The following is an 11,372-nucleotide window of genomic DNA, read 5'->3' as shown; positions in this document are numbered from 1 at the left end:
CCGTCCGCACCACCTGCGGCTACATGTGCTGGTCGTGGTGGTCTCCCTGTTCGACGGCGAGGAGACGTGCCCGGCCGTGCCGGTGCACGCTGCGGTGGTCCCCCGGGGTCCTCAGCGTCAGATCCTGCGCAAGACTGTGGGCGAGGTCATGGGGTCCGGTAAGCGGTGCGATGACTTCGGTGTACTCCAACAAGTCCATCAAGGCGTGCAGTTCACTGTTCCGGATGGGCAGGAAGAGGACCCGGTCGTCTCCGGAGGTCAGCGCCTTCAGGACGCGGTCGCGGTACGCGGCGCCCTGCGCCTCCACGAAGCGGTATTCATGGTTCACATGGGCGAGCGGGGTGTGCTGCGTTCCGGGTGCAAACCTTCTGAAACCGGCCGCAAGCTCGTGCAGTTGATCGCAGGAGGTCCGATAGTAAGGACGCTCACTGCTTCCCGCGGTGTCCGGATCGACGCGAACGGCGGAGACAAAAGCGGCCACCCGGTCGGGAGAGGGCAGCAACCCCGCGCTGAGCCAGCGGGCATGCTCGGAAAGGGAGCCGACGCACGGCCCATGGTGGATGGTGCGATAGCACCAGCCCGACGTACCGACCCAGTGCAGGAAGGACTCCGCCGACCCGTTGAGACTGACCTGGAAGGCTTTGTTGAAGTGAATGCTCCCCTCGATATCGTTGTCATCGATTACCCGCTCGTCGTAAGCGGCAAAAGCATAAAGGGATGTGACCGGCAGTCCGTCGGTGAGGAGGCGCTCCGCCACGGCGGCCATGTAGTGGCCGATACCGGCTTCCAGTTTTCCCTTGAGGCATGGCCACCTCGAATCCTTCGTGGACTCTCTCATGCGGTTCCTCCCGGTGCGCGTGCGGTTGATCGATGAGGGCTGTCTGACGCCGGAGCAGGGGCGATACCCGGCAGGGGTCTCCGGCCAGGGTGCGGTTCGTTGATGGTGGAGTGCGGCTCGGCGCTCTGTGGAGCCTCGCCTGGAAAACCCTCATGGACAGATCAACGCGCTACCGACACGGCAGTTACGAGTGAACTTTTTAACTTTTCTTCAACCAGCAAAAAGGTCATGAATATGACATCGCTATCGACAGGATGTCAATAGTGCGCGGCGTGCCTGGTGCTGCTTCTCGGCCGTCGGACAAGCGCGCTGCCTGCACCGATGGTCTCCGGAACAGGAGCAGTGCAATGGAGAGGGGGCGGTGTTCCGCCCATGTCCGGCGGTCGGAGAGAAAGCTCCCATGCTTCGATCCGACCGCCTCGGACACGGGTTCCTTCCGCCCCCGAAATAGGTTACCCGCGCACGATCAGCAGGCCGTTTTACCGCTCTCCTCGCCGGTGCTCCGCCGGCGGCGGAGGATGACGGTCGCGAGGGCGCTCACACCCGCGGCGGTGGCCGCGCCCACGGCCGGGTCGATGAGCGGGACATCGACCACCTCGGTGGTCGTGTCGGAGGTGTTGTTCTCGGGCTTGGGGTCGGGGTCGTTGCCGCGGACGGTGACGGTGTTGTCCAGCGTGACACCGCCGGGAACGGGCGCCGTGCCGGTGACGGTGATGGCGGCGCTCTCGCCCACGGGCAGGGCCCCGCCGGTGCAGGACAGCTGCGAGCCGTCGATGGTGCAGCCCGGGGTGGCGGTGGTCGGGTTCCGGAGCCCGGTCGGCAGCGTGTCGTTGACGGTCCAACCCGAGGACTCGGCCGGGCCGTTGTTCGTCACCATGATCTGGTAGGTGACCGGATCACCGGCGTTGACCTGAAGCGGCCCGACCTTGACCACCTGGAGGTCGGCCCGCGCCACGAAGCACGCGGCCGCATCGACAGCGCCGGCCGCGGTCGCCTCCTGCGAGGACACCAGTGTGAACGTGGGTGCCGCATTGGCCGGGTTCTTCACGGCGACACGGTAGAGGGTGCCGCCGTTGTCGAAGAACCCCAGATCGTTGTTGCCGTAGGTGAAGGCGCCGCCGTATCCCTGCTTGGTGGCCGGCACCATGCCGGAGAAGGTGTCGACCTTGCCCGTCGTGGGGTTGATGCGCTGGATGCCGCCGTCGATCGTCGCGCTCCAGAAGAAGCCCGCCGAGTAGGTGATGTCGCCGACGCCCCCGCCCAGCGGAGAACTCAGGGCCGTCTTGGAGACGACCACTCGCTTGTTCGTGTCGACCTTGTACAGGGGGGTCTTGTTGCCGGCGATGTAGAAGTCGCCCGCCTTGTCGAATCCACCGATGTAGTAGTTCGCGGTGGACGGCAGGCCGGCGATCGCGCCGAGATCCTTCACCGAGCCGGTCCTGTTGATCTGCAGGAGGTGGTTGTTGTCGCGGCGCATCGCGAAGATGTACTGCGTGTCGGGGTCCACCCCGATGGCGTTGTAGCCCGGACCGTTCGGCCCGAGCGGGGAGAACGACACGGTGCCCGGCCCGACCGTACCCGTGTAGAGCTTGACGGCGCTGGTGGAACCGGCCGACTGGAAGATCTGACCGTCGCATGCGAAACCGTCCGCGGCCGGTGCCGCGACAGCCTGCGGCGCGCCCAGTAGCCCGAGAGAGCCTCCGGTCACACCACTTGCCGTGAGCGCGATCGCAAGTAGCCGGCTTGAAAGACGCCTGTTCATCTGCCTCACGTGCCTTCCGTCTTCGGAGGGGGACATGCAGGTAAGACGCCGGTGCTCCGGTCAGCGTGACGAACAGGTGATCTGAACAGGTGACGCCCCGCACCGAGTGAACGGCACCCGTGTCATGGCTTGTCAGCTCCCGTTCGACGTGATGGCGACGGCTTGTCGGCCCCCGTTCGACGTGATGGCGACGGTGCGGTGGTGGCGACGGTGCACCAGACCCAGTGGTCGTCATCGACACCCCAGGCGTCCGCGAGCGCGTCGATGAGCAGCAAACCTCGTCCGTCCTCGTCGAGCAGGCCGGGAGTGCGGGCCGTCAAGGTGCGCACCGGACCACTGCGCACTTCGATCCGCACCTGTCCCGGGGTATGCGAGAGGCGCACGCCGATCCGGCTGCCGGAGCCGTGCGAGATCGCGTTGGTGACCAGCTCACTCAGCAGCAGTCGTACGGAGTCGTCGAACCGCTCCAGTCCCCAAGTCCGCAGCCGCACACCGCAGATCCGCCGGATCTCGCCGACCCGCACCAGGTCCCCGGCTACCGGCTGCTCAGCCACGCCGACCGGCGTGCGCGGAAAACTGAAGGCGATACGTGTACAGAACGGCCGATCCATTTGGGGCAGCGGAGCATGCTCGATCCGTCCGGCCACGGCGGGAGGCGTCATCTTGCGCCTCCTGCCCGGGAGTTCGGCACCGCGCACCGCCGATCACCCACCGCCACCTCGCTGTCCATGCCGCGGAGGGCACTACGGTGACCGTCCGGCGACGACGCACGTACCGGGTGAATGCCTGACATCTGGGGCTCCCACGAGCAGGACGAAGAAGGACACTCAATGTACGCGGCCCCTCCGCCCGGCGGCATGTGTGTCCGGGACGCGGCGGCAAAGTATCAGTGGCGGCATTTTGATTCCAGCGAACTGGTGTTCTCGGTTCGGCGGCACATATCGAAAATAGGAACCCTCTGTTCGCGCGGGTGAAGTTGTGTGAATCTGTGAGTCGGTGACCGGTGGGCATGCCTTTCGAGGTCTCGCCCCGAGTTCCCGAACAACCGTCCACTCACTGCCGCCGGTGGGTGATCTTCACCATCCATGTGACGTGGCCGAGCGACGGTTCCCGGCTCTCTGTCGCCGTCGGCCGGACAGACGGCGACCGGGGGAAGGCGACCGTCAGACCGGCTCGGTCACGCCACGGAGCGGATGGAACGCGCAGGTCATGAGGGTGGCCGGGCATTCGGCAGTGACTGAAGCGACTGTGAATTCGGTAGCTGAACACAGTCGCGTGCACGCGTGTTTCCCCTGCGCGAGGCTCTGGTCGCCGCACTCGCCGCCGGGGCCCGAAAAGCCCCTGTCATCTGGGGTTTCTCGTTCCTATTCAAGAGGCGGTCGCCGAGCGACCCGCGGTCCCGTCCGTTGCATTCGACAGCCGTAGACATCTGCCGCGGATCATATGATCGGCATGGCTGCTCCGTTTGCATCCGAGTCCGCGTCATCGCACCGCGGCTTCGCTAATCTGCGTCCGACGTTGAGTCGCTTCAGTCACTGATAGAGGGACTACATGCCTGCTGAGTTGCCTTTTTCTCATTGCGGCTCACGACAGGAGTTCCCGCATGCCCTGGCGGCTCCCCGGCAGTCACTGCTGATCGCCAGATGGTGCGCCTACCGAGGCTGGCCCGTGCACCCCCTCGCACCCGGCGGCGACACACCGGCCCCCGACTGCATCAGCTGCCGTAGGCCGGGACACACCGCGGCGCGGTGCGCCTGCCCGGCCGCCGGCCGCTGGTGCCACGGCCCACACGCCGCCACCCGCGACCTCCAGCGCATCGAGGACTGGTGGGGTGCCCACCCCGGGTTCGGCGTCGGTGTGGCCTGCGGCCCCGCCGGCCTGGTGGTCATCGACATCGACGCTCACCCCGCGCACCATCCGGCCCCCGACCGGCTCCTGCCCGGAATCCAGATCGGCAGCCAGGTCGACCTCACCGGACTGCGCAACGGATTCCACACGTTGGCCGTCCTGGCCGCCCTGCGCAACCAGCCCAGTCCGGCCGATGACACCGGCACCCTCCGTGTGCGCACCCCGTCCGGTGGCCTGCACGTCTGGTACCGCGTCGCCGACAACCGCCGCTGGCAGTGCTCCGCCGACACCGCTGCCCGGCACGCCCTGGCCTGGCAGGTCGACGTGCGCGCACACGGCAGATACACCGTCGCGCCCGGCACCATCACCGGCCACGGCACCTACACCCTGCTGGAAGGCGCCTGCGCACCCGCCCCTCTTCCGTCCTGGCTCGCGCACGAGCTCGAACGCACCGGCCATGTACGCGGCTCCCGTAGCGGTACGCCCCGCGGGGGCCCCGTCCGCCAGGTCTTCGCCGGTGGGGGGCGGGCACGCGTGCGGGGCACGCTCAGGTCCGTACTCGACGAAGTCGCCGTACTCGACGATGTCGCCGTGCGCGGCCGGGCCGGCGGTGGCCCGGCCGCCGCGGCGCAGCGACCCCTGCACCCCGGGAGCCGCTCGTGACGGTCCCCGGCAACGAGAACGTCCTGTTCGACTTCGACCCCCAGGCCGTCGCCGCCCAGATCCTCGCCCAAAAGCCAACTCCCCTGAATTTCTTGCCGGTTGCCGACCACGGGGCACGCGCCGAGCGGGCGGGCGGGCACGGCCTGCTGCCCGACACGCTCAGTGATCGCGGCATGGCGAAGCTGTTCGTCAAGCTGTACGCCGGCGACTACCAGTACGTGCCCGGCCTCGGCTGGTACCGCTGGGACGGCACCCGCTGGCAGATCGACGAGGACGACACCGTCCTGTGGGCCGCCGGCGACCTCGCCGAAAGCATCGCCGTCACCGATGCCAGGGGCCTGCACAGCGCCGAAGCCCTGCGGCGGCACCGCCGCCGCGCCCTGTCCACCTCCGGCATCAACTCCATGCTCGTACAGGCCAGGTCCGCCCCCGGCATGGTGCTGAACGCTGCCCTGCTGGACGCCGATCCCTACGCCCTGTGCACGCCCGACGGCATCGTCGACCTGCGCACCGGCAGACTGAAGAGACCCGATCCGGCCAAGGACTTCCACTCCCGCTCCACCATGGTCGGCCCCCGGCAGGTGTGCACCCCACGCTGGCGGCGTTTCCTGGCCGACACCTTCGGCGACGGCGACGAAGGCCAGGAGATGATCCGCTTCCTGCAACTGCTGCTCGGCTATTCCATCACCGGCGATGTCGGCGGCCAGGTCATGCCCTTCCTGTTCGGTGCGGGCAAGAACGGCAAGTCCGTCCTGCTGGAGGTCCTGATGAAGCTGCTCGGGGACTACGCCGACGCGGCCCCACCCGGCTTCCTCATGGCCCGGCCCTACGAAGGCCACCCCACCGATCTCGCCGAGTTGCACGGTCGCCGCGTCATCGTGTGTTCCGAGGTCAAGCTGGGGGACAGGTTCGACGAGGCCCGGGTCAAGCTGCTGACCGGCGGTGACCGGATCAAGGCCCGTCGGATGCGGCAGGACTTCTTCAGCTTCGAACCCACGCACAAGCTCTGGCTGTTGGGCAACCACCGGCCGGAGGTCGGTACGGGCGGCTTCGCGTTCTGGCGCCGCATGCGGCTGATCCCTTTCGAACGGGTCGTCTCCGACGACCGGAAGATCGACAACCTGGCCGACATCCTCGTCACGGAGGAGGGGCCCGGCATCCTCGGCTGGCTCGCCGACGGCGCTCGTCGCTACCTCGGCGGGGACCGGGATCTCACCGGTCCCGAACGGGTGCGCATCGCCACCACGGCGTACGCGGAGACCGAGGACCACACGGGGCGTTTCTTCGACGAGTGCTGCGGCCACGGCCCTGACTGCCGGGTCGAGCAGGCCGGTCTCTACGCGGCGTACCGAGCGTGGTGCGAACAAGAAGGAGCCACGGCCATGTCCTCCCGGGCCTTCGCCCAACGAGCGCGAGAGCTGGCCGGTCTTGCCTCACCCAGGGAGATGATCCTCTCCAACTCGCGCAAGTACTACCCGGGTATCGGATTGCTCTGCGACGAGGCGACGGTATCCGTGCCCTGACCACCGGAGCGTTCGGAGGGCGTGAACCCGCACAGCTGCGTCGGCATGAGCGATGCCGACCCCTGACCTCCGACCCCCGAGCCCCGACCCCGAGCCCGACGGCTGTACGGGCCAGGTGCGGGGGCGGGTTGCCAAGGGCACCCAGGCGCCGGACAACGGAACGGGTTCTTCGCCACGCGATGTCAGGCCGGCCCCGCCCGAGAACGCATCGGGGGGATCTCCAGCACCTCCACGGTGTTCGGGCCGGCGGTGTAGTAGGCCCGGAGCACTCCCGCCTGTGCGAGCTTGTCGACACAGCGGGCGCAGGGCCGCGCCAGTATCGGCACGCACGCGGCGTTGACCCGGGCCACGAACACCATGCTCACCGGAGCCCCGCGGGCGCGCCGGAGCGCGGCGTCCTCCGCGTGGAAGGTGCTGTTGAGGTGATCGATGAGCGGCGAGTTCCGGTACTTGTTGGAACTGGCCACGACCACGCGGCTGCCTGCTGCCAGCACGGCTCCCACCCGGTGGCGGCACTGTGACCGGATGGCCTGCCGGATCGCCAGGCGGATCAAGTTCATCGAATTCCTTGCAGCCTGAAAACGCCCAGCGTACGGCTTGGGCGGTGCGGTGAAGAGATCTCGTGCACACGAGACTCGTGCACGCGAGATGCGGGTCGGGATGATGCGCTCAGACCGGCAGGAGATGATTCAGTTCATTGATCTCCCGGTAGAGACCGGCGCACGGATCGCAGCCGCCCAGGTGTGACATCACCTCTTCTGATCCGCATGCGCCGAGCCGGCCGCGGGCGTATGCGGGCAGGCGCCCCACATAGTAGGAGCACCGGCCGGAGTGGCCCTTCTGGTCCAGGTGAACGGACAGGTATGCCTGTCGTAAGCCTTCTTTGGCCCGGTAGGCCAAAGCGGCGACACTGTTCGGGCTGATTCCCATCGTGTCGGCGATCGAGGCGGGCTGCTGGGACTGGACGATGGTGCACCACAAGATGGTTCTCCATCTGTCCGACAGGGAAGAAAGCGCCTCCCACACCAATCCGTGCTCATAGTTCCTGATGGCTTCGTTCCCGGCGGACGCCGCGTATTCCACCTCGTAGACGCTTACGTCCGGCACGGGCATCTGTCGTCCCGAGCTCCGTCCCGACTCGGTCACCAGATTGCGCAGGACTCGCAGCAGGTAGCTCCGGAACGAGGTGGAGGGGCCGCCACCCGATTTGAGTGCCTGTAACACGCGGAAGAACGCCTCGGCGACCACATCCTGTGCCGTGTACGCGTCACTGATGTGCAGGGAAGCCAGCCGGGTGGCGGCAGCACGGTGACGATGGAAGAGCTCGGCGAAGGCTTCGGTGTCGCCGCTTCGAACTAATTGAGTCAACTCCTGGTCGTCGAATGCGGCTGTCGTGGGATTGGCACTCTGCTGGCCCGGCTGGCCGGCGGACGGTGTGTGGTGTCCGGCCGAGGAATACAAGGCGGCTCCTGGATGAGGGATCATCGCGCATCGGGCACGGCTGGCGAACAACTGTTGCGTGTACCGCCAGGGCGCCGTCCGGGCCTGAAGGAAGGGCACGGTGACTCAAGGGCCTCAGCGCAAGAACTCCCGTGATCGCGTGAAGGATTGTCACCCCTTTATAGAGCCTTCAGATCATCCCAGAGCCAGCCACACCACGCGTTCGAGGGAAGATTCGCCTTTGAGGGCAGAAATGATCTGATCAGCCAATCGGGTGTGATGCCTGCTGCCCTTGTGGATCGAGGCGGCGCATCCCGTGCCGCAGAACGGGTGATTGGTCGGAATTAGTCGAGTATTGCCCGGGTTCCGGGTGTCTTCACGTGAACAGTGAGTCCCCATGGACCACTTCGACGACATGGATCACTTCGACGGCATGAACTACTTCGACGGCATGAACTACTTCGACGGCATGGATCACCGGATCCTTTCCGTGTTTCGTGCCCGCGGTGCCGATCCGCGCATCGCGTCCGCCGCGCGGGGCTTGTCCCTGGCCGGTGAACACGCCGCGTTATGGCTTGCCGCGGGGCTTGCCGGGGCTGCCGTGGACGGCACGCGACGCGGCTCGTGGGTGCGCGGGACAGTGCTGGTCACGGGCGCGCATCTGGCGAGCATGGGGGTGAAGCGGGTGGTGCGCCGTGCGCGTCCCGCGCATGTGGAGCCGTTGGTGCGCACCGTAGGGCGGCACTCCTTTCCGAGCGCGCATGCCGCCTCCGCGACGGCTGCCGCCGTGGCTTTCGGGGCGTTGGGGGTGCCCGGGTGGGCACCGTTGGCGGCTGCGATGTGTCTGTCCCGGCTGGTCGTGGGGGTCCACTACCCCTCCGACGTCGCCGCGGGCGCGGTCCTGGGCGCGCTCACGGCGCGCCTCGGATCGCGCTGGATGACGGGGAGAAACCAGTGACCGACACGGCGCGGCTTGAGCAACGCGCGCACAGTCCGCGCCTTGAGCGCCCCGCAAGGCGCGGTCTCTTACGCGGGCTCCTGCGGACCGCGCGCCCCAAACAGTGGGTCAAGAACGTCCTGGTGGTCGCCGCACCGGCCGCGGCGGGCCGACTCCTGTCGACGCATGCCCTGACCCAACTGGCCCTCGTCTTCGTACTGTTCACCGCCTGCGCGGCGGCGGTCTATCTGGTCAACGACGCGCGTGACGCCGAGGCCGACCGTGCGCATCCGACCAAGTGCCGCCGCCCGGTCGCGGCCGGGCAGGTACCGGTGCCGGTGGCCTACGCGGTGGGGGGCGCCCTGGCGGTTCTGGCACCGCTTGCCGCGGCCTGGCTGACCTCACCGGCCGTCTCGGCGTTGCTGACGGCATATCTCGGTATGCAAATGGCGTACTGCGTCAGTCTCAAGCATGTGCTGATCGTCGATCTGTTGATCGTGACGACGGGCTTCTTGATGCGCGCGGTGATCGGCGGGATCGCACTGGGCATTCCGCTGTCACGCTGGTTCCTGATCACCACGGGATTCGGGGCGTTGTTCATGGTGTCGGCGAAGCGCTACTCCGAGGCGCTGCAGATGGCCGGAAAGGCGGGCGCCACACGGGCGTTGCTGGACGAGTACACGACGGGTTATCTGCGCTTTGTGTGGCAGTTGGCCGCCTCGGTCGCCGTTCTCGGTTACTGCATGTGGACCCTGGAGGGCGGTACGGCGTACGCGAGCGTGCTGCCGTGGCGCCACTTGTCGATGATCGCCTTCATCCTCGCGGTGTTGCGATACGCCGTGTTCGCTGACCGCGGTACCGCGGGCGAGCCCGAGGACGTCGTCCTGCGCGATCGGGCCATGGCCCTGATCGGGCTGGTGTGGCTGGCGATGTACGGGCTGGCGGTGGCCCAGTGGTGAGCCGGCGCGAGCTGCTCGGTTTTGCCGGTGCCGGTCTCCTTGCGTACGCCGTCGACCTGGGCCTCTTCCTCTGGCTGCGCGGCCCCGCCGGCCTCGGCCCGCTGACCGCGAAGGCCCTGTCCTTCGTGGCGGGCTGCACGGTCGCCTACGTCGGCAACGCGCTCGGCACCTACCGGCACAGACGGACCAAGGGCCTGCGCCCGTACGCCGTCTTCCTCGCCGTGCACGTGGTCGGCGCGCTCGTCCAACTGCTCTGTCTCGCCGTCAGCCACTATGGCCTGGGCCTGACCTCGCAGCGTGCCGACACCGTCTCCGGCGCCGGAATCGGCATGGCGCTGGCGACCGTTCTGCGGTTCTGGGGCGCTCGGACACTGGTCTTCGGCAGGGGCGCGGCCGATGAGATCCCCTCCTCCACCAGGGGATCGTCCGAGACCGTTCTGGCGGGACGAGCATCCACAGAATGACCGTTCCGTGTCGGTAGCCCGGAGGTGGCCCCATGCCTCCGGGCTACCGGCTTTGCGTCGTTCCTGGCCTGGTGCGTGCCGTCCGTCCGCACGGCGGCAGGGGGGGGCAGACAGTCTGCCTCCGGCAGAGGGAACACTGGAACAACGGGAACGCGCCAGGTCAGGTCATACAGGGTCGGGGCGTTTGGGGTTATCGCGCGCCGTGACGAGGGGAACGTCGGGCCCAAGGGTCGGACCCGACCGGGCGGATGGCCCCGTGGGGTTGCCGTTGCCGCCGTCAGACCCCGTCCAGCAGAGCGGCCAGACGCTCCTCCAGGGCCGGTTCGACGTCTTCGCCGCCACGGTCGACCACCGTGTACGAGCGCAACAGGAAACGACGGAGGACAGACGTGTCGAACTTGGCCACGGCCCGGCCGTCGAGGCCCCGGAACTCGATGATCGTGTGAGCGGGGGCACAGGGCCAGATGTACACATCGCCGATGCCCGCGGGGTGGTGCAGGCCCTCGGTCAGCAACTCGCGGGCGAACGACCACGTCATGTCCTCGCCGTCGGGGGACACCAGGGACGGGAAGTCGATGTGCACCGCCAGCGGATCGGCACGGCAGTAGCGCAGGGCCACGGGGATCAGGATCTGCTGGTCGGTCGCGCCGATCAGCCGAGCAGCAGCAGCCTGCCTGAGCATGCCGTCCGTCATCGGCTGCCGCGTCAAGTCCGGGGAGAGCAAGCGCCGTCCCGCTTCCGTGGCCCGCCGGTGCGCCCGTTCCTTACGCATGAATCTGAACATGAAGGTGAGATGTGTGTCTTTCTGTGTGTACCGCGTCACCGGGCGGGTGCGGCGTGCGCGGCGGAAGAATCGATGAGCCGAGTGGCTGTTCCCCTTCGTCGCCGCGAGCGCGGATCTGGGGTGTCCCGGCCGCACAGGGGCTGACCTGGTGTGT

Annotated in this window: 11 protein-coding genes; 5 read left to right on the top strand and 6 right to left on the bottom strand. The window is 67.7% G+C overall.

Translation table 11 applies throughout. The features are described 5' to 3' along the window. Positions 1-19: 19 nt before the first annotated feature. The 3 genes from ACWEKM_RS22815 to ACWEKM_RS22805 form a co-directional block, all read right to left on the bottom strand. The gene (locus ACWEKM_RS22815) at positions 20-838 is read right to left on the bottom strand and encodes a hypothetical protein (RefSeq protein ID WP_451623029.1); all 819 of its coding nucleotides are present in this window, start codon (positions 836-838) and stop codon (positions 20-22) included. Positions 839-1,304: 466 nt separating this feature from the next. After that, complete coding sequence (locus ACWEKM_RS22810; protein WP_451623028.1) at positions 1,305-2,546, bottom strand: DUF6923 family protein; 1,242 nt, start codon at positions 2,544-2,546, stop codon at positions 1,305-1,307. A 176-nt stretch (positions 2,547-2,722) separates the two neighbouring features. After that, complete coding sequence (locus ACWEKM_RS22805; RefSeq protein ID WP_451623027.1) at positions 2,723-3,247, bottom strand: ATP-binding protein; 525 nt, start codon at positions 3,245-3,247, stop codon at positions 2,723-2,725. 904 nt (positions 3,248-4,151) lie between these two features. Here ACWEKM_RS22805 and ACWEKM_RS22800 point away from each other — a divergent pair. Both ACWEKM_RS22800 and ACWEKM_RS22795 read left to right on the top strand, forming a co-directional pair. Further along, the gene (locus ACWEKM_RS22800) at positions 4,152-5,111 is read left to right on the top strand and encodes a bifunctional DNA primase/polymerase (protein WP_451623026.1); all 960 of its coding nucleotides are present in this window, start codon (positions 4,152-4,154) and stop codon (positions 5,109-5,111) included. Then, a complete protein-coding gene (locus ACWEKM_RS22795; protein ID WP_451623025.1) occupies positions 5,108-6,634 on the top strand; it encodes a DNA primase family protein in 1,527 nt (508 codons plus the stop codon). Before ACWEKM_RS22800 ends, ACWEKM_RS22795 begins: the two co-directional genes overlap by 4 nt. 182 nt (positions 6,635-6,816) lie before the next feature. Here ACWEKM_RS22795 and ACWEKM_RS22790 read toward each other — a convergent pair whose 3' ends face one another. Next, complete coding sequence (locus tag ACWEKM_RS22790; RefSeq protein ID WP_451623024.1) at positions 6,817-7,194, bottom strand: hypothetical protein; 378 nt, start codon at positions 7,192-7,194, stop codon at positions 6,817-6,819. Positions 7,195-7,303: 109 nt separating this feature from the next. After that, positions 7,304-8,095, bottom strand: coding sequence for an RNA polymerase sigma factor (locus tag ACWEKM_RS22785; protein ID WP_451623023.1), 792 nt, complete (start codon positions 8,093-8,095; stop codon positions 7,304-7,306). A 430-nt stretch (positions 8,096-8,525) separates the two neighbouring features. Here ACWEKM_RS22785 and ACWEKM_RS22780 point away from each other — a divergent pair, with 430 nt between their 5' ends. Genes ACWEKM_RS22780 through ACWEKM_RS22770 form a run of 3 tightly spaced genes read left to right on the top strand, consistent with a single transcriptional unit; the run spans position 8,526 to position 10,434 of the window. Continuing rightward, positions 8,526-9,032: a phosphatase PAP2 family protein gene (locus ACWEKM_RS22780; protein WP_451623053.1), complete on the top strand. Its 507-nt coding sequence runs from the start codon at positions 8,526-8,528 to the stop codon at positions 9,030-9,032. Continuing rightward, on the top strand, positions 9,029-9,970 hold the full coding sequence (locus ACWEKM_RS22775; protein ID WP_451623022.1) for a decaprenyl-phosphate phosphoribosyltransferase: 942 nt from the start codon (positions 9,029-9,031) through the stop codon (positions 9,968-9,970). The genes ACWEKM_RS22780 and ACWEKM_RS22775 overlap by 4 nt, the downstream gene beginning before the upstream one ends. Then, positions 9,931-10,434, top strand: a complete 504-nt coding sequence (locus ACWEKM_RS22770; RefSeq protein WP_451623021.1) for a GtrA family protein — start codon at positions 9,931-9,933, stop codon at positions 10,432-10,434. The genes ACWEKM_RS22775 and ACWEKM_RS22770 overlap by 40 nt, the downstream gene beginning before the upstream one ends. A gap of 277 nt (positions 10,435-10,711) precedes the next feature. Here ACWEKM_RS22770 and ACWEKM_RS22765 read toward each other — a convergent pair whose 3' ends face one another. Further along, positions 10,712-11,206, bottom strand: coding sequence for an SsgA family sporulation/cell division regulator (locus ACWEKM_RS22765; RefSeq protein WP_451623020.1), 495 nt, complete (start codon positions 11,204-11,206; stop codon positions 10,712-10,714). Positions 11,207-11,372: the final 166 nt, after the last annotated feature.

The sequence above is a fragment of the Streptomyces sp. NPDC004752 genome, from assembly GCF_053601275.1.
Note: the sequence above shows the minus strand (reverse complement) of the source record. Positions and strands in the feature narration are given on the sequence as shown.